The organism is Paenibacillus alginolyticus DSM 5050 = NBRC 15375 (genome assembly GCF_000422905.1).
In the GTDB taxonomy this organism is placed as follows: domain Bacteria; phylum Bacillota; class Bacilli; order Paenibacillales; family NBRC-103111; genus Paenibacillus_E; species Paenibacillus_E alginolyticus.
The window spans coordinates 1-21,524 of sequence record NZ_AUGY01000064.1 but is presented as its reverse complement, the minus strand read 5'-3'; the positions used below and the strand labels follow the sequence as shown (position 1 = coordinate 21,524).

Genomic DNA, 21,524 nt, shown 5'->3' with positions numbered 1-21,524 from the left:
TTCATGGGAGGTATGTTATAATAGTTTGTAATTATTATTAAGTGTGTATTTGAGAGAGGAGCCAGACCTAGTCATGCAGCATTTTTATCAAAGCGTCTACGATTTGATTGTCGAAACTTCCACAAACCTTCCCGGTGATGTTCGCCGTGCGGTACAAGCTGCTCAGGAAAATGAGGACAAAGGCACGCGTTCTGCGTTATCACTATCTCGCATTGCGGATAACATCCATATGGCGGAATGCAATGTATCCCCCATTTGTCAGGATACGGGTATGCCAACGTTTATTATACACTGTCCAGTTGGGGCAAACCAAATTATCATGAAGAAACAAATCTTAGAAGCGGTTGCTAATGCAACCAAAGCTAGCAAGCTGCGCACGAACTCTGTAGACTCCCTTACAGGTGCAAATAGCGGAGATAATCTGGGGCCTGGTACGCCGGTTGTTCATTTTGAGCAATGGGAACGTGACGATATTGAAGTGAAGTTGATTCTAAAAGGCGGCGGCTGTGAGAACAAAAATATTCAATATAGCTTGCCTGCTGATCTTGAAGGTGTAGGCAAAGCAGGACGAGATCTTGATGGCATTCGCAAATGTGTGATGCATGCGGTTTACCAAGCGCAAGGTCAAGGATGCAGCGCGGGTTTCATCGGCGTAGGTATTGGAGGCGACCGTACAAGCGGGTACGAGCTGGCTAAGCATCAATTATTCCGTCATGTTGACGATGTGAATCCACATCCGGAGCTGCGCAAGGTGGAAGAGTACGTCATGGAGCATGCCAATACGCTTGGTATTGGAACAATGGGCTTCGGCGGTCAGGTGACACTGCTTGGCTGTAAAGTTGGCGTAATGAACCGATTGCCAGCAAGCTTCTTCGTTTCTGTTGCTTACAACTGTTGGGCATTCCGTCGTCAAGGCGTCGTCTTGAATGCGGAAACTGGCGAAATCAATGGCTGGTCCTATCCAAGAGGGACAGAGGTTTCTTTCCAGGAGGCTTTCGAAGCGAGTGCAGAAGAAGCTAAGAATATGCCAAAAGAAGAGCGTCGTGAAATCGTATTGACAACGCCAATATCGGAAGAGCAAATCCGCAGTCTCAAAGTCGGTGATGTCGTCGTCATTAATGGTACGATGCACACAGGACGCGATGCGCTGCATAAATATTTGATGGATCATGATGCGCCGGTAGATCTGAATGGAGCAGCGATTTATCACTGCGGACCGGTAATGAGTAAGGATGAAGCTGGCGAATGGCACGTTAAAGCGGCGGGACCGACAACAAGTATTCGCGAGGAGCCTTACCAAGGTGATATTATCAAGAAATTCGGCATTCGCGCAGTCATCGGTAAAGGCGGAATGGGTCCGAAAACGTTAGCAGCTTTGAAAGAGCACGGCGGCGTCTATTTGAACGCTATCGGTGGTGCTGCGCAATACTACGCACAGTGCTTTAAGAAGGTTGAAGGCGTTGACTACATGGAATTCGGAATTCCTGAAGCGATGTGGCACTTGGAAACAGAAGGATTCGCGGCTATCGTAACGATGGATTCACACGGTAACAGCCTGCATGCTGATGTAGAGAAGAATTCACTTGAGAAGCTGGCAGCTCTGAAAGAGCCTGTTTTCAAATAATTTTATAAGCGACGCACTTATCCTTCATCTTTACAAAAAAAATACTGGATTAGGCACGGAAGAAAGGGTTACTATGAAGAGTAGCCCTTTTCTTTTTTGTTTTTACCCATGAAATGGTCAGACTTAACCATCGGAGGCTTGTATCAGATGACTAAATTCCGTGCCAAACTAACTTTTATTTTGATCTTATTGATTGGTTGTTCGATGCTGATTGCGAGCATTTTCATGGCTAAGGTGCTTGAGAATTCTCACATAAAGTCTTTGCAAGACAATATGGAACGAGAGCTCCAAGTCATAACGGCAACTGGCGATTGGAACCGTAAAGGAACCGATGCAGAGTTAATTGCTTACTATACGGAACAAGCCAAACACCTTAAAGGAGTTACGAATGAGAGATTGACGTTTGTTCGAGCAGACGGAAAAGTCCTAGGCGACTCTGATCAAAAACCCGAACAAATGGATAATCACTTGAGTCGGCCGGAGATTGTATCGGCAGCTGCGAATGGAGTCGGCTATACGACTCGTTACAGTGATACTCTGAAGGAAAATATGCTGTATGCGGCTATTCCAGTGAAGAATGAAGCGCAGGAGACAACAGGGTTCTTACGCATTTCCATGAGCTTGGAACAGGTAGGGGAGTCGATTCGCAGCCTATGGTATTTTCTGATTTCCGGGTTGATCATTTTGTTCCTGATCGCAGGAATCGTTAGCTATCGGATTGCGAAAGGGATTACTCACCCTATTGAGAAGATGACGAAAGTAGCCCAGCAAATAACGAATATGAATTACCAATCTCGCGTTCCGACTTATAATAATGATGAGGTTGGACAGCTGGGGCAGGCGATTAATCGCATGTCTGAAAGTTTGCAGCAGCAAATGGCACGGATTCAGGAGAATGAACGCAGGCTTCAAGGCGTCATGGAAAATATGATGAGCGGAATTATGATGATTGACCGTGAAGAGCGGATTATACTTTTAAATCCTGCTGCGGAATACATTTTAGGTTTCTCCTCTCAAGAGCTGCTGGGGAAGAAATATAATGAAGCCAAGCAGCAATATGAGTTTACAAAGTTGATACAAGAATGCATAGAGTCACAAGATCCGATTCGCGATGAGATGGTTTTCTATTATCCGGCAGAGCGAATTCTCGATATTCATTTGAGTCCGATTGCCCATGAAGATGAGGAATGGTCAGGTGTTCTGATTGTTATTCACGACATCACGGCTGTACGCAGACTTGAGAGGATGCGCAGTGAATTCGTAGCGAATGTATCGCATGAATTAAAGACGCCAATTGCCGCGGTGAAAGGCTTTGCCGAAACGCTGCTAGCTGGTGCGCTTAACGATAAGGAAACGGCCGTGTCGTTCTTACAAATCATTTTTGATGAGAGTGAGCGGTTGAATCGATTGATTGGGGATATTTTGGAGTTATCCAAAATTGAATCGAAGCGGATTCCGATGAATTTTTCGCCGATCTACTTGCCTGAATTTCTAGAGAGATCTTTAAGTGTGCTGCGAAAAGAAGCGGAGAAGAAGCATATTGAACTAAGTATGCAGGTTGATGACGATATCTATATCGAGGCGGATGAAGACCGGTTACGGCAAATTATTATCAATCTGCTTTCCAACGGTATTACTTACACCCATGATGGCGGCAAGGTAAAAGTGCGTGTAGAACCGCTTGATAAGAATGCTGATGGGGATTATGAACGGCTCCGGTTAATTGTTTCTGATACGGGTATGGGTATACCTAAGAAGGATTTACCGCGAATTTTCGAGAGATTCTATCGCGTAGACAAAGCTCGCTCCAGAAGCTCAGGCGGTACGGGATTAGGATTATCGATTGTGAAGCATTTAGTTGAGCTGCACAAAGGAACGATTCGGGTCGATAGTGAGGTTGGCGTCGGCACGAGATTCACGATAGAATTGCCTGTCATACACTAATTTACACGACGATGATGAAACATTTACATTGTTTTTACAAACTTGTGGTAAAATGAGGTTGTGCAATGTAAATAAACTGTAAACGCGGGGGATCCCATGGCACAAAAAATACTAGTTATTGAAGACGAGCCAACATTAGCTCGATTGCTTTCGTACAACCTATCTCAGGACGGGTATGATACGAAGGTTGTCGATCATGGTGGCGATGGACTTCAAGAGGCGTTACAGCAAACTTACGACTTAATTATTCTGGATATTATGCTGCCTGGACTGAATGGATTCGAGGTATTGGCGAAGCTAAGGCAGAAAGGTAACAGCACACCAGTTATTATTTTAACGGCACGCAATGCCGAGGATGAAGTAGTGCAAGGTCTTAAGCACGGTGCTGATGATTATATAACGAAGCCCTTTGGAGTAGCGGAATTGCTTGCCCGCGTCTCTGCCGTTCTGCGAAGAACACAATCGGAGGACGTGGCAGCGGACAAACTTAAGAGCAATGAGAAAGTGATTCAGGCGGGTGAATTGTTCATTTATCCGGAGAAATATGAGGTCGTTCTGAATGGGGATTCCATTCCGTTAAGACCTAAGGAGTTCGAGGTCCTGCTTTATCTTGTGCAGCGCCCGGGCGTTGTTGTCACAAGAGACGATCTTATGAATATCGTTTGGGGTTTCGACTATATTGGCGGTCAGAGAACCGTAGATGTTCATGTAAGCTCGCTTCGTAAGAAGCTGGAAATGAATCAACAGTCGGTACAAATTGATTCAATCCGCGGTGTTGGATACAAGTTAGTAGCGAGTATGGTCAAAAAATAATGAGCCTTGGGTGCTGGTTAATAGCGGCCCAGGCTCATTTTTGTGCGTAAACAACGTAGATGCTGTTCCCCAATGGTTCTGATTTCACTTGGCGTGTATGAGAGAGTAACCACTCCGTTATATGGGTATGCGTCATGTAGAGATCGACCTGCTCATGCATCATAGGCAGCTTGGTAGCCTTAGACGAAATGAGATTGGCTAAAAAGGCATCTGCCTCATTTCGATCTTGCATCATATAATCGGCTAAGCACATGACTCCTCCAGGCTTCAAAACACGCAGCATTTCACCCCAGGCTAGCTCTCTTTGTGCTTCTGTCAGATGATGAAGAGCAAATGAACTGACAACATAATCAAATGTACTATCCATGAATGGAATGGCCAGTACATTGCCGAGCTTAAGTTCGATGTCCGCATATTTGGCCGCACAAAGCATGAGCATTTGCTTGGATTGGTCGATCGCGGACATGGTGAGGCCGATTTGCTGCAGCTTGCCGGCCAAGTTGCCGGTGCCTGTTCCTACATCAAGCCCCTTAAGGCCATGCGCAGGGGAGATAAGCTGAACGATTTTGTCTAATGCTGCCTCGTAGCTTGTATATACGGGAGAGCAGCTCCTATCGTTGTCGCTTAGCGGGCCGTTTTCTGTGATATCTACAAACGAGGAAGCAGGCTGGAGCAGCTCATCAAACTGTAGGGCCTTTCGATCGAAATCCCAATAGTCGCGCCAGCTTCCCCTTAGGTCTCGCAGCTCTTTGCAGCTCGTAAAGCAGTTCAGTCGGCAGGTTGCTGCTTCCTTGAGCGGCTTGGATCATCTGATCCATGGTTCCGATGATTTGTTTCATTTCAGTCCACTGTTGAAACAGCATTGAACGCTGCATTTGCAGGGCGCTTAGCACTTCCTCTTGTTGATTTAAATCAGTTTGGGCTAAGGTTTGACGAATATCTTCGAGTGTCATTCCCACTTCCCGTAGTGAAATAATGGTTTGCAATCTCCACGCATCTTGTTCTGTGTAGGTTCGATAACCATTCTCTTTCTGCTTTGCAGGCGTTAGTAGTCCTTTTTGCTCATAGAAGCGAATGGCTCTTGCTGTGATGCCAAGTTTGCGGGAAATTTCATTAATCAGCATGTATGATCCTCCATCATGGCACAATTGCATACAATTTTCGCCAGATCAGAAATTTTATTTTTGTTGGTTTTTGTTATACTCTTATATAGTACTAGCTATGAGCAAATGTGAGAAGCCTAACGGTTATACAATCTAAGGCTTAACAACGAAAAAAGGTTTACTGGAGTAAAACTCTAAGGAGGATTATCATGTCAAAAACGTATCGTATAGCAATAATTGGTTGTGGCGGGATTGCCAATGGCAAGCACATGCCAAGTTTGAACAAACTAAAGAATGTTGAAATGGTGGCTTTCTGTGACATCGTTTCTGAAAAAGCGCAGGAAGCTGCTGCTAAGTATGGCAAAGAAGACGCTCGTGTATATGAAGATTACCGCGAAGTTCTAAAAGACAGCTCCATTGACATCGTTCATGTCTGTACGCCAAATGATTCGCATGCGGAAATCACGATTGCTGCATTAGAAGCAGGCAAGCACGTTATGTCTGAGAAACCTATGGCTAAAACAGCGGCAGATGCACGCCGTATGGTGGAAGCAGCTAAGCGTACTGGTAAAAAGCTGACAGTTGGTTACAACAACCGCTTCCGTGGCGATAGCCAACATTTGCACCAATTATGCTCGGAAGGAGAGCTAGGTGAGATTTACTTCGCTAAGGCTCATGCGATTCGTCGCCGCGCCGTACCTACTTGGGGCGTTTTCCTTGATGAAGAGAAGCAAGGCGGAGGCCCGCTGATCGATATCGGAACGCATGCACTGGATTTAACCATGTGGATGATGAACAACTATGAGCCGAAGGTCGTACTAGGTACTTCTTATCATAAATTATCCCAACGTGAAAATGCAGCTAATGCTTGGGGACCTTGGGATCCTTCCAAGTTCACCGTTGAGGATTCCGCATTTGGTATGATTACAATGAAAAATGGAGCTACGATTATTCTTGAATCAAGCTGGGCGCTGAATACACTTGAAGTGGATGAAGCGAAATGTACACTTAGCGGAACTGAGGGCGGCGCTGATATGAAAGGCGGACTTCGTATTAATGGTGAGAAGCACAGCCGTTTATACACGACCGAAGTTGAATTGAATGCTGGCGGCGTAGCCTTCTACGATGGTGAAACAGAAAGTGCGCCGGATTTGGAAATGCGCCTATGGATTCAAGCGATCGAGAATGATACAGATCCAGTTGTAACTCCTGAGCAAGCATGTGTCGTATCTGAAATCTTAGAAGCCATTTATGAATCAGCAAAAACAGGGAAAGCCGTTTATTTCGACTAGTTTCGACTATTTCCTGGGAAATGAAGGATCCCCTTCTTCGATATGATTATCGGAGGAAGGGGATTTTTTTCTGTTATTAAATGCTCTTGCTAGCTTTCCGATGTTCACCAGGTGTAGAGCCCGTTCTTTTTTTAAACATTTTGGAGAAATGGTGTAAATCAGCAAAACCGCAGTAGAGGGCTATAGATTCGAGACTAAGATCTGTGTTTGTGAGCAGTTCCTTGGCGTGATTAACCCGCATGTTGATTAAATACTGGTGAGGCGAGATACCGTATCGCTGTTTGAACATGAAGCTGAATCTGGAAACGGATAAGCTGGCTCGATTCGCCATGTCCTCTAATGAAAGGGGTTCGCTTAGATGATTGGAAAAGTAAGAAGTAATCCAGTTGAATGAATGTACAGGTGTTTGTGTCGCCTGATAGTAAGTCTCTAGTAGTGAAATGATAATTTCCGTAACGAGATGTTGGGTTTTCAGCTGTATGAGCGGGTCTTCCTGCCCAGCATACTCAATAACCTGAAAAAGCGTTTCTTTTAATTTTGATGGGTTGGAGGGATAGACCTGCACCGGCATTTGAATCCCATATAGATCGTTGATTGTTGGCTGCATCAGGTTCATATAAGCTGATAAATCAATCTGACCGGGTCGGGTGGGGAAGCTGTGTTCACGTTCGGAATTATAACATAAATCAAAATGAATAAAAGGCGTAACGGTGTTAGTCAGCCCTTCGAGTGTTAGTAAGCTTCCCGGTTGAACGAGGCAGAATTGACCCGCTTGAAACATATACTTCTTTTGATCTACCCAAAAACAGCAAGTACCCTCTTGAATATAAACGAGTAGGTAATCAAGCAATCTACGCTCCGGATATGTCCACGGCTTACGAACAGCGAACTCACTTTGCCTAACAAAAGGAACAATCGAATGTTGTTTCAATAATTCGGTGTACATGCTTGAATCCTTCTCTCTACAATTGAAAATTAATTCTTCTTATCTCTTATTTTAGTACTTCGATGTACATCTAATCCAGTTGTTTTTGACAATAATAAAACCTTGTTTGACAAAGATTTTGAACCATTTGACTCCTATAATAAAGCTATAATTATACAAAGAGGTGAGCAGAGGTTGAGCATTCGGGAAACAAGTTTTAGCAATGATTTACCTATGGAAGACAACTATGAATTGTCTGCGCAGCAAATAGAAAGCTATCAGAAAAAAGGACATATTGCTCTTAGACAGGTGGCAAGCGAGTCAGAAATCGCTTTCTATGAGCCCGTTATTAGTCACTTGGTGAAACAACTGAATAAGCATGACAAGCCGCTCGAGCAGCGAGATACGTATGGAAAGGCCTTTATCCAAATCTCAAATCTATGGGAGAAAAGTGAAGCGGTAATGCGATTCGTAATGGCTAAGCGGTTTGCTAAAATCGCGGCTGATTTAATGGGGGTGGACGGGGTACGAATTTATCATGATCAAGCCCTGTTTAAAGAACCTCACGGAGGTCATACGCCATGGCATCAAGACCAAATCTATTGGCCGCTCGATACAGACAAGACGATTACGATGTGGATGCCATTAGTTCCTATTTCTCAAGAGGTGGGATCTATGACATTTGCGTCAGAGTCCCACCTTATGGGCTATATTAATAAAATGGTCATTTCCGACGAATCCCACCGAACGCTTGCCGGATACATTGAAGGCAAAGGTTTCGAAACGATGTCTCACGGCTCCATGGAGGCCGGCGATGCAACGTTCCACTCCGGGTGGACACTGCACAGCGCGCCTGGAAATCCTACGGACACTATGCGTAAAGTGATGACCGTGATTTATTATGCCGACGGAATTAGAGTAGCCGAGCCGGATAGTAAAGCGCGTGAGAACGATTTGAAAGCGTGGTTTCCTGGTATTCAACCAGGCGATTTGGCGGCAACAGCTTTAAATCCATTGGTTTACAGCCGCTGAGCAAATTAAATAAAGCTCGCTCCCCTCATATTTTGAAAAGGGGGGCGAGCTTTTTCTTGAGTGAGTTACCATCTGCTCCCTTGCGGAGCCGGGCAACGAGCAGCCGATAGCTTGGCCTTAATGGCCATGAGACAACCGCAAAAGCGGCATGTTGTTCCGAATTGATAGTCTTTGCAGCCATCGCATATCGCGATCCGCCGATCATACTCTTCTTCTGTAGTCAGCTTAAGATTACGTACTCGGAGCGTTTCGCCAAAAAGCTTGGCGATTTCTTCAGGCGTCACATGTACCGTTGCGGAACAACCTTTGCATGCAGGCATAGCTTTCATTTCGTTATTCTGGCTCTCCATATCGGATACGCTCCCTAAGAAAGACGAAGCGTGACAACGGATTTGGCAGGAAGTGTAACGATGAGCTGATCATTTTCAAACCTGAAGTTGGTGAAATCCATAAGTTTTACCGTTTCAGGTTCATCGAAGGTGTTATGTGATTGAATGTTGTCTGAGGTTAGAATACGACCCGTGACAGATCTCACCGTACGCCCGCGAACATCACAGTTTACTTCAAGATGTTCCGAATGGTGCAGATTACATAGCGAAATGTGTAATTGGTTAGCCGTATCTAAGGAGGCAGATACGCTGAGTTGATCGATTTTTTTACCATCCAACTCATAAGATGGGCTTTCTGCATGAGTGCTGATGAGGCTAGCACCTTGATGAACTTTGTACATGTCAAAAACATGATAAGTAGGTGTAAGAAGCATGTCGGCGCCTTCAGTAAGAATGACGGATTGCAAGACATTGACGACCTGAGCAATGTTTGCCATGCGAACACGATCACTATGCTTATGGAAAATGTTCAAATTAATTCCGGCGACGAGCGCATCACGCATCGTATTTTGTTGATATAAGAAGCCAGGATTCGTTCCAGACTCTACATTGAACCATGTTCCCCATTCATCGACAATGAGGGCAACTCGTTTCTCAGGATCATATTTGGTCATAATGGTATCATGGCGTGTAATGAGTTCGTCCATAAATAAGGTTTTCTCAAGGGTTTGGAACCATTCTAGTTCCCCAAAGTCTGTTGCGGAGCCTTTATCCTTCCAATTCCCAGTAGGAATGGTATAGTAATGAAGACTTAAACCATCCATATACTTGGCGGCTTCTCTCATTAATACTTCCGTCCAGTTGTAGTCGGCACTGTTTGCACCGCAAGCGATTTTGAAAATACGGTTATCCCCATAATTTCGCACGTAACACGCATATCTGCGGTAAAGGTCAGCGTAATATTCCGGACGCATGTCACCGCCACAGCCCCAGTTCTCATTCCCTACGCCAAAATAGGTAAGCTTCCACGGTTTTTCACGACCATTCTCCTGACGCCAGTTCGCCATGGGCGACTCGCCATCGAAGGTCATATACTCAACCCATTCGGACATTTCAGCTACGGTACCGCTTCCAACATTTCCGCTTATGTAAGGCTCCGCTTCAATCAGCTCGCACAAGCGCAAGAATTCATGTGTTCCGAAATGGTTGTTTTCCAAGACACCGCCCCAATGCGTATTAATCATCCGCTTACGTTTCTCAGCTGGACCTACGCCATCTTTCCAGTGATATTCATCGGCAAAACACCCGCCCGGCCAACGCAAAACAGGAATTTGAAGTTTTTTCAAAGCTTCGATCACATCGTTGCGCATACCCTCCGTGTTCGGAATCGGAGAATCCAGACCAACCCAGATCCCCTCATAAATACAGCGTCCCAGATGTTCAGAGAAATGACCATAAATATTGCGATCGATCGTGCCTTTCGGTGAATCCGCGTTTATTATGAGCTTGGCCATAGTGGGTATCTACTCCTTTAATCGTTTGATATTGGCAACCGACTCGCGACTAACGTAAGCAGCCGAAAGTACAATTTGTTCCCTAGAATTAGTCTGATTGGAAATGTTCCGATGAATCGCTGAAAGCAGCTCCTCAACTAAATGCTTAGCATCCAAACTGAAAGTCGTAAGTCGTGGGGAAATTTGGGCAGCGAGTGGAATATCATCGCATCCGATAACCGAAACATCCGCTGGGACCTGATAACCATTTTCGCGCAAGCCCTGAATAAATCCAGCAGCCATCCAATCGTTGACGGCAAAGACGGCATCTGTAAGACCGCTTGAAAGTAAGGTGTCAGCTGCTCTCCGTCCGCCTTCCCAATTCATTTTCTCGGTAATGACCTGTACTTGGACACCTTGCTGCCCGCAATATTCAAGAAAGCCTTGTTTTCTTAAACGCGATGAGTCGTATTTATCAGGTCCTCCAAGAAGTGTGAAGGTACGGTGACCATTATCGTAAAGCGTTTTGGCTGCTTTGCTGCCGATGCGATAGTCATCAAAGTAAATTTGGATGATATCATCGCGATGCGCATAACGTTGAATGGAAAATAGCTGGCCGGATGCTGCTTTGAGCTCATCTAATGTCACATCGTCGATCTGACCAATGATGACAAGCGGACTTGGAATAGAAGACTCCATAGGATGCTCAGGGTTAACCATAGATATCTTTATGGCTTGTTTGGCTGCTAAGTTGGTGATCTCAACAAGGAAATTCGTATAGAAGGGGTCATTACCTTTAATATCCCGAGAGCACAATACATACAACGTGTCCAAGAGGACAGAAGGGACAATATAAGTTCCTTTGCCCCGCAGCTGGACCAATAGGCCCTCGTTAACAAGAATTTTAATCGCAGCACGTACGCTGACGCGGCTAGCATCAAAGCTTTCGGCCAAATCCCGCTCAGAAGGAATCTTAACAAGTTGATCGGTTTGTAAGGATTGAATCTGATGGCGCAGCTGTTCGATCAGTTTTTCTTTGACAAGCGGAGATTTTTCCATGCAAGCAGGACCACCATTCAATACCAAAATAATAACTATTTAATACCAATAAGATACCACGCGGAACGGAGTTAGTCCATCATTATTTTTGTTTTTTTGTTGTTGTGTGAGTTGTAATTCAGTTTATTACCGTTTATGGAGAGGCAGTCCCACGGGGACGTGAATACAGAATTACGGAGATCCTCTAAACCTAAAAGGACCGTCAGGGATCTTTACAGCCGCTCCTTTTACTAAGTAGCCAAACAATAATAGTTCATCCACCTGTGAATATATTCTCTTATATTTGTATCCCAAACTCAACACGCACCCGGCATCACCAGATTTTAGCGGAACGTAGAAGTTTTATTTTGCTCAAAACCGCGTAATTCACGTTTTCGCGGAACGAGGAGCCTCTATTTCCCGCTTTCGAGGTGGAAAAACCGGTAAAACGCCAAAATATCGCCACTACGTCCCGCGTGCGGGTCCCGCATCGACATAATCACCGAAATAACGTCTCCTCGTTCCCCGCGATCCTCAGATTTGCAGCCTTAATGTTCGAAATCACTCCACAGTTTCGCTTTCAAGCCGACCTATCATCCAGTGGATTTGACCACTTTTTTATCATCGTGCAGACGGCGAAATGCGCTTGGGGAGAGGCCGCAGGTTCTCTTAAACAGCTTAGAGAAGTGAAATTCGTCATAAAAATGTAGGTTAGCTGCGATTTCTTTAACTGACAAATTTGTCGTCTCGAGAGATACTTTCGCCGACTCTAGTTTTAGCTTCAACATATAATCGCTAGGGGATAGTCCGGTTATGGAACGAAAACGGGTAAAGAAGGACGTACGGGACAAGCCGCTAAGTTGTACGAGTTCTTCGACTCGGATCGGTTTGGCCATATTTTTATGTATATAGATGAGTATTTTGTCGAGCTCCGTATGACGGGAGGTAGACGCAACCGATTGCTCTCGGGCGAAAAGGAGTAGTACTTCCTGCAGCAGTATGTTAGCAGAGTAAGCGTATCCGGTTGGTTGTGCAATCAGGTTGTTGATCATTCGCTCACATATTTGAACGGCTTCAGCGATTTTACCCGTTGAAACGATCTCACAGACGGGAAGCTGGAGAAGGAGCGGCATGTCCGGGCTGCTGAAGTCAAGAAAATAAAACTTCCAATCATTATTTTGACATCTATACGTAGACGGAATTCCCTCCTGAACGAAAAAAAATGTGCCTGCGTGTAGTTCATAGGTGTCATTTAATTGAGAAAGGGTTCCTTTTCCTTCATAGGTGATAAACAGGCCGGGGGTGTCGAATCCCTCCTTTTTACTAATTTGATAAGCGTCGTCTGCCTGCACTTCCCAAATGGAAATAAATTTGCAAAGGGGAACATCCTTCTCCTCTAATCCATACGGGATATTCATGTAGGACATCGTTTTCCACCACCCCAACTTCGTTCTATAATACATTAGATTAGTTGTTTATACTCAAATTTAACTCATTATTTGTACAATTATACATGAATTAAATACAGCTATCCATGGATGAATTCGTCGATTTCCCCTACACTTAATACATAAGCCACAAACGAAATGACTTGATCTTGAATAAGCAGAGGAGTGTATGTGCAAATGATGGTGAAGGTAGGCAGTCGCGAATTGGAGATGGAAGGTCAGCACTTAACGGAGCTCAGAAGTTCGAATGATATTTTGCACGATGTGTGGGCACTTCGCGAACGTATGGAGGAAGATGGGTATTTGTTGATCCGCGGATTCCATGATCGAGATAAGGTGCTCAATGCCCGAACAAGTATTTTGGAAAAAATGGACCGAATGGGCAAGTTGGATCGGGACACGCTGTTGGAAGAGGGCGTCATGGCCGACGGCAGCAAAAGCATTTTCATGGGGGGGACAAATGAGGATCTGCCCGCTCTGCTTAATGTTTTAAATGGAGATCATATCATGCGCTTTTTTGATGAACTCCTTGGCGAACAGTCGTTAACGTATCATTACAAATGGCTTCGTGCGGTCGGTAAAGGGGATTTCACAGGGGCTCACTATGACATTGTCTATATGGGTAGAGGAACGCAAAACGTCTACACCGTATGGTCTCCACTGGGAGACGTTTCGTATGAAATGGGTGGTTTGGCCATTTGTCTCGGTTCACACCGTTTCGAAGAATTGAAACGTTCTTACGGCACAAAGGATTCGGATAGGGACGGTATTGGGCACTATACCGATGATCCGCTGGTCATTACGGAGAAATTTGGCGGCCAGTGGGCGACAACGGAATTTCATGCAGGAGATGTTATCATTTTTGGTATGTATTTAATGCACTGTTCGCTCGAGAATACGACGAACCAGTATCGGATCAGTGTAGACGCGAGATACCAATCCGCCAATGAGAAAGTAGACGAAAGATGGAGCGGCAAAAAGCCGAAGGGTCACTCTAAATAAGGGCAAATCGAGGCTGTCCCTAAAGGTCCACAGCGACCTAAGGGACAGCCTCTTCAGCATCTCGTCACACAGAGGTTTTTTGGCCAATATGTTTAGTGACGGATTTATATTCCGTATGGGAAACCAAAGATCCATCGTTGTTCATAAACCATGTATAAAAGAACATGGAGAGGATTAATCCGAAAATCCATGCCCCGTCCCAGACGAAAGTTAATGGGGTTATGTATTTACATACTAATGGGATGATAATACCAATTAAGAGAGCATAAATTGCTTTTTGATTAAAGCCACCGCGGTAGGAATATCTTCCGTCAAGTTGATAGAGCTCCGATAAATGGATTCTGCTCTTACGAACGAACCAGTAATCTGCAATCGCAATTCCATCTATGGGACCTAATAATGCGCCGTATGTTCCAAGCCAGATGAAAATATAGTTCCCAAGGTGCAATGACATTTGCCGCTACGTTTGTTGTGACTGTAGCTAAAATAATCCCTAAGGTTCCAAGGAAGATGACAAAGGGTGAAAATTTAGCTAATATAGCAGCGGGATCCCAGATGGCTTCGCCAAAAATAACGACTGTGGCAGAAGCAACGGCGACGCCGATGAAGGAGAACAGGCCCATTGTTGCAGGCATCGAGGTAGATTGACCGATAATTTGCGCTTTTTGGCTTTTGGAATAACGACAGAAATCAGGAATGTTCAGTGCCAAAGTTGCCCAAAAAGCAATCGCTCCTGTTAAGGATGGGAAGAAGACTTTCATGAATTCTCCTGTGGAGGTCAATTTAGAAGGAGCGGATAGCATCGGACCCCAACCCCCTGCAGAAGTTAAAGCCCATACCAATAACGCAAGACTCATCACAATTAAAGTGGGAGCCGCCCAGAATTCCATCCGGCGAATAGCATCAGGTCCTCTGTAAGCAATCCAGACATTCAAGGTCCACATGATTGCAAAGGAAATTCCAAGGTGTCCGGCTATATTTCCCCAGCCGCTCATGGCGACTAGAAGGGTATCAAGCGCTCCGGCGGCGAACCAACAGTTAATACCGAACCAGCCTGCGCCAATAATGCCTCGAGCCATCGATGGAATATGCGCGCCTCTTGAGCCGAACCAGAGACGAGCATAGACCGGATATGGAATACCATACTTTGTTCCGGCATGAGCATTTAATAAAATGGGGATGAGTACAATCAGATTGCCCAAAACAATCGTTCCAACCGCTTGCCACCAATTCATCCCAAGCGAAATTAACCCGGCAGCAAGCGCGTAAGACGGAAGACAAATGCACATGCCGATCCACAAGCTGGCAAAGTTGTAAGCTGTCCAGTTATGTTCATTTTTTCTCGTTGGACGCAACCCTTCGTTATACATGGGGCTGTCTTTAATGAGCTCCTCACCTTCCGGAGTCAGTGTTACGATGCCATTCTCTTCAACCTGCAGTTGCATAAAGATTCCTCCTAATAAAATTGTAAATGCTTTTTGGAAGGTTACGGCCGGATGGGGAACCCAGTCCATTAGTAGATTATATTTTGTGGTTCTAAATACATTCAGCATTTTATTTATGTTTTTTCGAGCCCAGTAGGGGAATGTATGGGGATCGATATACAACGGGTGCCAAATAAATTAAAACCACCCCAAAGAGGGGTGGTTTTAATTTATTAATTCACTTCAGATAAACTAAAGAATTGAGATAGGACCCGATTTAATGTTTCGTGATCATATTTTTGTTTTTTATAATTTGCTTCTAATATTTTATGCGCCCATGCAAGGCAATTTGAATAATGAACGAAATCATGAACGCGAATCTTAAAGTCAGAGAAATCTAAATGTAACCGGTACTCTTCCTCCGTTGGATATAAATCAAGTTGATGCAGTTGATACATTCTAATGGCATCGGCGTTACGATCTTGAACCCACTTCGAGGCTACAGATACTTGGTTGCTATGCTGTCTGAGAATTATTAATACTTCGGGTAAATTAGTGAGCTGAGTAAAATCCGCAAGACGATTCCAAATATCATAATCCTCCGCGTGTTTGTAAGGGAAATACCTTACTCCGTAGGTATCAATTATAGACTTTCGAAAGATAACGCTAGGATGCGCAAAAGTACAGTGAAAAAGTTGAAAACATCTGATTTCCTCATGACTTAGTGGCGCCCTTGTTATTTGATTCTTCCCCATGAACTGGGCTTGCCCACCACAAACTCCAATATGTTGATTTAAGTCCATGAAAGCTACTTGACGCTCTAATCTACGCGGCAGACTAACATCATCGCCATCCATTCGTGCAATATAATCTCCCGTGGATAAGGAAATACCCTGATTCAAAGATTCTACCAATCCCATGTTAGTAGAATGAACGATTAACTTAATTCTGCTATCATGGTACTTTTGAATTTTTTCTAAAGTCCCATCCGTTGAACCATCATCAATAATAAGAAATTCGAAATCCTGGAAAGTTTGCTGCAATATACTAGAAATAGATTCATCGATATATAATGACACGTTATAAACAGGCATTAGTACAGTTACTCTAGCCATAGTAACACCTCCCACTTGTTATCAGTCTATTTATTTTATGTGAGAGAGTTATAAATCGATACGTATAACTGTCATATCAGACTAAAGAAATGCACGTTTGGCTACCTAGCACGATTAAAAATGCTTACAAAAGATTCTTCTCCTGCTGTCGGAACTTGCCTGGTGGCAGATTCTTCTCTTCCATAAAAGTACGTGAAAAATAATGGACAGAAGAAAAGCCTGTCACTTCGGCAATTTCTTTAATGGAAAGCTCGCTTGTCAGTAGCAGGTGAGCCGCTTGACGTATGCGTTCACTTCGAATAAAGTCGGTAAAAGTCTCGTGAATGCCCTCTGAGAACAAGCGTGATAGATGACGTTTTGAGACGTTGAGATAGCCAGCGACATGCCCAAGATGAAGCGGCTGCGATAAATTGTCGCGGATATAAAGCTTGGCGCGCTGCAGCAGAATATGGGTATTTTTACGGTGAAAGTAAGGTTTAGTCATGTCTTTTCCGAATAGAGTCAGAAAGGAAACTAGCAGTGCGTAGGCAAGCGAGGGAATCGCAGCTGGCGGCAAGCTTCCCTTCCCTTCTTGAATCAAGAGTGACTTCCACAAGTGGGCAGTTGGGTGATGATCTGCTTCATGGATGCAAACCTCGGCATGCTCAGCTAGATCGCTGAAGGCTTCACGCATAGTATCATCGCTTTGTGCTTCATCTAATTCGAATGCGACATAAACAATAAATAAGCCTTCTTTCGTTCGAATTTGATGATTAATCCCCGGTCTCGAACAAAAGTGTGTACCTGCCTTGAGTGGATAGACAACATCTTTTTCCGTATACTCACCTTCTCCATCCATGATATAACAAACCTCAAAGAAAGAATGCTTATGGGGTTGATTATCAAATAGGCAAGGGTTGACTCCCCAATATTGAATTTTGAAGCAAGCGGCGGGTCCATGAATGACGTTCAGGACTTCATTAAGCATTGAATCGGTTTCTTTACATAGATACATAGGCTACGTCCTTTATATCAAAATGTCCTTATTCTGCAAAAAGGTGTCCTTTGGAGAAAAAGACAGAATGCCATTCATTTTCCTATAATTATAAATAAGAAAACGAATAAATATCAACCAGATAAATGGAGGAATGGCCTGTGATCGAACAAAAAGATGTAGATTTTTATAAAGAAAATGGGTATTTACTCGTTAAGGGAGTTTTCAATCAACAGGAAGTTGAAGAAATGAGACAAGGGGTAGAGGGGATCATCAGCCGTGCTGCACAATCAAAGAATGATTATAATTCACAATGGCAAGGCGACTTTCTTCCGCCAGAGGAGCTGAAAAAGCTTGTCTTAAAAGGCTTTCATGATGTGCATTATCACGATGCCGCTTTTATGCGCGCTGTGATTCATCCGAATATGGCTGCTGTGTTGACCCAAATTATTGGACCAAACGTGCAGCTGCATCATTCCAAAATGCTCGTTAAACCGCCAGAGAATGGCGCAGCTTTCCCGATGCATCAAGATTATCCTTATTTTCCGCACGAAAAGCACACCATGCTAGCTGCAAGTGTGCATCTAGATCATGCCGATGAGGAGAACGGCTGCCTGCGTGTCATTCCAGGCTCGCATCGCACCGGCTCCTTGCCGCATGTTGGCTCGTATTATTTGAATCATAAGGAATATCCGATTAAAGAAGGGACACCTTGCGTGGCTGAAGCGGGTGATGTTCTGTTCTTCAATTACTTGACCATTCACGGATCAGAGTCGAATAAGAGCTCTAGAACAAGAAGGAATGTGTTGTTCCAATACCGCGACGCCAGTGATTTTCCGACTGAAAATACGCATTTTGACTGGGGAATGGGTCTTATGGTTAGCGGGAAGAATCCGAATTTCACGAAGGTAAAACCTGATTATAAAATTATCTAGTACAAGGAAGTAGGAGGCGCCTTAGGGTGGCCTCTTTTTTTTCTCATTTCTTCTGTTGGGAATCTGCTTTCGGTTCAAAATTCATACAGGGCTTACCAGAAGATGAAAGTACACTAAGACTGGGCATTGTCTGTGTTTTGAAGCCGTATGCTTTGCAGCCTCTAGGAAAATTGGCATCCCATGTAATGTAGAAATGTTGGCATTTCATGCAGTTGATACGTTGTGATTCCGTCATATCAGACCCTCTTATTTTAAGATAAATCTATTATAACCTATTAAAATGACGAATATAAATAGGATTGGAACTGTCGACAAGAAGAGGCAAACCTTTTACAGTCATTAGGTTAGTATTATCTATGATGGAAGTAATTGTGAGGAGGGAATGGGAGTTGAAAACGTTCGATGTCATCCTAATTGGGAGTGGCCACAATGCTCTAATTACCGCTGCTTATTTAACACGAGCTAGGAGGAGCGTACTCGTTCTGGAGAAAAATGATCGTCCAGGCGGTTTCCTGCGTACGGAGGAGCTTACTTTACCGGGGTTCAAGCATGATGTTTATGCAGCGGCACATCCTCTTCTATTGACAGGCCCGGCCTATGCCGATCTTGGCGAAGCTCTAGAGGCTCGCGGGTTACGCTACTTAAACACGGACCTGCCAACTGGGGTCTCCATGGAGGACGGGCAAACGGCTGTATTCTCACGATCATTCGAGGCGTTATTTGCAGAATCCGAACGACTTGCTCCTGGCGATGGAGCTGCCTTATCGGCCATGTTCGAGGCATTCAATCCTTATGCAGCGGATGTTTTTGCTTTATTTAATTTGGATCTATCGCGCTCCAAAGCCTCAGCTATCATCGAGAGGCTTTTACATAATAAGGGAAGTAAAGGATACTCTGAATTTGCGGCATCCATCTTCTCGACCGCTCGTAATACCGTAAGTTCCTTTCAATCACCTGTACTCCGAGCGATGTTGGCGCCGTGGGTTTCTCATCTTGGGCGTACGCCTGATGAAGTTGGCAGCGGGATTTGGGTACCTCTCACAGCCATGGCATTGATGGGAGGGGGAATGCCAATTCCGGAAGGTGGAAGCGAAAAGCTTGCCCAAGCACTTGCCCGGCTTATTCAGGACCAAGGCGAGATCATCCTTACGGAGCAAGAAGCGGTGCGAATAGAAGTGAAAAACGGACGTGCCGTTGGTGTGCGGACTTCGAAAGGAGAGGAGTACCGGGCTAAGCAGGCAGTCGTAGCGTCAACAAGTCCAGATCGACTGTATCTCTCACTCTTGGCTGATGCTGAGATTAGTCGACCGCTGCTCGAACAAGCAAAGCGGTTCCGTTATGGCAGGGGCTGTGTACAGATCCATCTCGCTCTGAGTGAGCCGCCGCAATGGCCAGATAATCGCTTTGACAAGGTCGGCCAGCCGCATTTAACAGATGGGCTCGATGGATTCACACAGGCTATTGCACAAGGAATGGCGGATTTGCTTCCAGCCAAGCCGACTTTCACTGTGGATTGTTCTACGAATCTGGATCCGTCCCGTGCGCCTGAAGGAAAGGCTATCATGCGTATTCAGGTGCTAGAGGTACCTTGTCGTCCTCGCGGCGATGCCTCTGGACTTATCGATGTCGGGGATGGCAGTTGGACACCGGAGCTAACAGAGCGTTTCACTGAGCGAGTACTTTCGATTGTAGGCAAGCATATCCCTAATATTCCAAGTGCCATTATTGGCCATGCCGTTGTCACGCCTGATACGATTGCCAGATTTAATCCTAATTCCGGTCCAGGTGATCCGTATGGCGGGGCACATGATTTGGCGCAAAGTTACCTGTTTCGTCCCCTACCGGGTCAGCCGAGTCATCAAACAGAAATTCCAAACGTATATATGTTGGGGGCGGCAACTTGGCCAGGGCACGGGATCAATGGAGGCTCGGGTTATATAGTCGCCCAAAAGCTATTGAAATAAAGAGGAATGGCGGAGTGTCCTGGAGGTATTCCGCTTTTCTGATTTCTGAGGTACGATAGGTGGTGGTAAATATAGTAAGTATAGGGGGGAATAACTTGTATTGGACTCGCAGGGAGTTAAAAAACAGAGCAAAAAACGTGCTACGGACATCGTATTGGAAAGCTTTTCTTGTCAGTTTGGTATTAGCTGTAGTTAGTGGAGGGGTATAAAGCTGCTCAGTTAATTCGGGTGGAGGCACATCAATGAGTCTTCCTGGGTTTAGCGGCGGCGGAATGGGTGACGTCTCCGACGGAGCGGGTCTCGCTATTATCCTTATCATTGCCTTCTTCGCAGTCCTAATTGGACTAGTGGCGATAGCTTTTAATATCTTCGTTGTGGCTCCGCTTGAAGTGAGCGTACAGCAATATTTTAAACAGGCTGCTACAGAAGATGTAAACATGAATTACCTCGTTTACTCGTTTACGAAAGGCAACTACTTAGCAATTGTTAAAGGTATGTTTTGGAGCGGCTTGCTTAATTTTTTATGGTTTTTGCTGCTCATTATTCCAGGCATCGTGAAATCGTACGCGTACAGCATGACGCCTTATATTTTGGCGGATAATCCTGGGATTGGGATGAAGAGAGCTGTTGATCTAAGTAATCAAATGACACGCGGGCATAAGTGGAAGATGTTTGTATTGGATCTTTCTTTTATCGGATGGTTTATTCTAGGAACTATAGCACTGGGAATAGGTGTTTTATTCGTATTGCCTTACTATAACTCAACCAAAGCGGAGCTTTACTTGGTCCTTCGCATGCAGGCGTTGCATGATGGGTTAAGCAGCAGCGCAGAGTTGAATTTGACTTATGTTTAGTTTGTGAGGGAAATAGTAAAAAGAGCCTGTCGATGAATCGAGGCCACTGAAAAAGTTCCTTAACTACATCAAAGGGGTATAGCCACTCAAAAAAATTGAGGATGCTGTACCTTTTTTTCGGTATGATTAGGGTATTAATCTGGAGTAGGTGAGTGTGTTGATTCAACAACAGCGATCCATGACGTTAAGTCCATATATAGAACTATATAATTTAAT

Annotated in this window: 18 protein-coding genes and 1 pseudogene; 9 read left to right on the top strand and 10 right to left on the bottom strand. The window is 44.7% G+C overall.

The window, feature by feature from the left end; genetic code table 11:
• Window positions 1–73: 73 nt before the first annotated feature.
• The 3 genes from G519_RS0125310 to G519_RS0125300 all read left to right on the top strand — a co-directional run bounded on the left by G519_RS0125310 (window position 74) and on the right by G519_RS0125300 (window position 4,381).
• Complete coding sequence (locus tag G519_RS0125310) at window positions 74–1,624, top strand: fumarate hydratase (RefSeq protein ID WP_029197065.1); 1,551 nt, start codon at window positions 74–76, stop codon at window positions 1,622–1,624.
• A 147-nt stretch (window positions 1,625–1,771) separates the two neighbouring features.
• Window positions 1,772–3,568: a two-component system histidine kinase PnpS gene (pnpS, locus tag G519_RS0125305; protein WP_029197064.1), complete on the top strand. Its 1,797-nt coding sequence runs from the start codon at window positions 1,772–1,774 to the stop codon at window positions 3,566–3,568.
• Between the two features lie 96 nt (window positions 3,569–3,664).
• Window positions 3,665–4,381 carry a response regulator transcription factor gene (locus G519_RS0125300; protein WP_029197063.1) on the top strand — a complete coding sequence of 239 codons (717 nt, stop codon included), beginning with the start codon at window positions 3,665–3,667 and terminating at the stop codon, window positions 4,379–4,381.
• A gap of 34 nt (window positions 4,382–4,415) precedes the next feature.
• On the opposite strand, the gene G519_RS48490 is transcribed toward G519_RS0125300, so the two are convergent.
• Together G519_RS48490 and G519_RS49270 are read right to left on the bottom strand one after the other, a co-directional pair.
• A complete protein-coding gene (locus tag G519_RS48490) occupies window positions 4,416–5,027 on the bottom strand; it encodes a class I SAM-dependent methyltransferase (protein ID WP_327195623.1) in 612 nt (203 codons plus the stop codon).
• Between the two features lie 34 nt (window positions 5,028–5,061).
• Window positions 5,062–5,505, bottom strand: a complete 444-nt coding sequence (locus G519_RS49270) for a MerR family transcriptional regulator (protein ID WP_051253676.1) — start codon at window positions 5,503–5,505, stop codon at window positions 5,062–5,064.
• A gap of 188 nt (window positions 5,506–5,693) precedes the next feature.
• On the opposite strand from G519_RS49270, the gene G519_RS0125290 reads away from it, so the two are divergent.
• Entirely contained in the window at window positions 5,694–6,776 is a 1,083-nt protein-coding gene (locus G519_RS0125290) for a Gfo/Idh/MocA family protein (protein ID WP_029197062.1), read from the top strand.
• Between the two features lie 76 nt (window positions 6,777–6,852).
• On the opposite strand, the gene G519_RS0125285 is transcribed toward G519_RS0125290, so the two are convergent.
• On the bottom strand, window positions 6,853–7,722 hold the full coding sequence (locus G519_RS0125285) for a helix-turn-helix domain-containing protein (RefSeq protein ID WP_029197061.1): 870 nt from the start codon (window positions 7,720–7,722) through the stop codon (window positions 6,853–6,855).
• A gap of 174 nt (window positions 7,723–7,896) precedes the next feature.
• Here G519_RS0125285 and G519_RS0125280 point away from each other — a divergent pair, with 174 nt between their 5' ends.
• Window positions 7,897–8,733: a phytanoyl-CoA dioxygenase family protein gene (locus G519_RS0125280; RefSeq protein ID WP_029197060.1), complete on the top strand. Its 837-nt coding sequence runs from the start codon at window positions 7,897–7,899 to the stop codon at window positions 8,731–8,733.
• A 65-nt stretch (window positions 8,734–8,798) separates the two neighbouring features.
• Here the strand turns inward: G519_RS0125280 and G519_RS0125275 are convergent, their stop codons facing one another.
• From G519_RS0125275 to G519_RS0125260, 4 genes are all read right to left on the bottom strand, one after another.
• Window positions 8,799–9,083: a hypothetical protein gene (locus G519_RS0125275; protein ID WP_051253675.1), complete on the bottom strand. Its 285-nt coding sequence runs from the start codon at window positions 9,081–9,083 to the stop codon at window positions 8,799–8,801.
• A gap of 14 nt (window positions 9,084–9,097) precedes the next feature.
• The gene (locus G519_RS0125270) at window positions 9,098–10,576 is read right to left on the bottom strand and encodes an alpha-N-arabinofuranosidase (RefSeq protein ID WP_029197058.1); all 1,479 of its coding nucleotides are present in this window, start codon (window positions 10,574–10,576) and stop codon (window positions 9,098–9,100) included.
• A 9-nt stretch (window positions 10,577–10,585) separates the two neighbouring features.
• Window positions 10,586–11,614 (bottom strand): GntR family transcriptional regulator, encoded by a 1,029-nt coding sequence (locus tag G519_RS0125265; RefSeq protein ID WP_029197057.1) that lies wholly within the window; start codon window positions 11,612–11,614, stop codon window positions 10,586–10,588.
• 572 nt (window positions 11,615–12,186) lie between these two features.
• On the bottom strand, window positions 12,187–13,020 hold the full coding sequence (locus G519_RS0125260) for a helix-turn-helix domain-containing protein (RefSeq protein WP_029197056.1): 834 nt from the start codon (window positions 13,018–13,020) through the stop codon (window positions 12,187–12,189).
• Window positions 13,021–13,218: 198 nt separating this feature from the next.
• Between G519_RS0125260 and G519_RS0125255 the strand changes: the two genes are divergently transcribed.
• On the top strand, window positions 13,219–14,043 hold the full coding sequence (locus tag G519_RS0125255) for a phytanoyl-CoA dioxygenase family protein (RefSeq protein WP_029197055.1): 825 nt from the start codon (window positions 13,219–13,221) through the stop codon (window positions 14,041–14,043).
• 64 nt (window positions 14,044–14,107) lie between these two features.
• Here G519_RS0125255 and G519_RS44530 read toward each other — a convergent pair.
• The 3 genes and pseudogenes from G519_RS44530 to G519_RS0125240 all read right to left on the bottom strand — a co-directional run bounded on the left by G519_RS44530 (window position 14,108) and on the right by G519_RS0125240 (window position 17,576).
• A pseudogene (locus G519_RS44530) lies at window positions 14,108–15,488 on the bottom strand (NCS1 family nucleobase:cation symporter-1).
• Between the two features lie 212 nt (window positions 15,489–15,700).
• Window positions 15,701–16,582, bottom strand: coding sequence for a glycosyltransferase family 2 protein (locus tag G519_RS0125245; protein ID WP_029197054.1), 882 nt, complete (start codon window positions 16,580–16,582; stop codon window positions 15,701–15,703).
• Between the two features lie 124 nt (window positions 16,583–16,706).
• On the bottom strand, window positions 16,707–17,576 hold the full coding sequence (locus G519_RS0125240) for an AraC family transcriptional regulator (RefSeq protein ID WP_029197053.1): 870 nt from the start codon (window positions 17,574–17,576) through the stop codon (window positions 16,707–16,709).
• A gap of 140 nt (window positions 17,577–17,716) precedes the next feature.
• On the opposite strand from G519_RS0125240, the gene G519_RS0125235 reads away from it, so the two are divergent.
• The 3 genes from G519_RS0125235 to G519_RS44525 all read left to right on the top strand — a co-directional run bounded on the left by G519_RS0125235 (window position 17,717) and on the right by G519_RS44525 (window position 21,308).
• The gene (locus G519_RS0125235; protein WP_029197052.1) at window positions 17,717–18,490 is read left to right on the top strand and encodes a phytanoyl-CoA dioxygenase family protein; all 774 of its coding nucleotides are present in this window, start codon (window positions 17,717–17,719) and stop codon (window positions 18,488–18,490) included.
• A gap of 389 nt (window positions 18,491–18,879) precedes the next feature.
• Complete coding sequence (locus G519_RS0125225; protein WP_029197051.1) at window positions 18,880–20,454, top strand: phytoene desaturase family protein; 1,575 nt, start codon at window positions 18,880–18,882, stop codon at window positions 20,452–20,454.
• A gap of 242 nt (window positions 20,455–20,696) precedes the next feature.
• Window positions 20,697–21,308 (top strand): DUF975 family protein, encoded by a 612-nt coding sequence (locus G519_RS44525; RefSeq protein ID WP_051253674.1) that lies wholly within the window; start codon window positions 20,697–20,699, stop codon window positions 21,306–21,308.
• The last annotated feature ends 216 nt before the right edge of the window (window positions 21,309–21,524 follow it).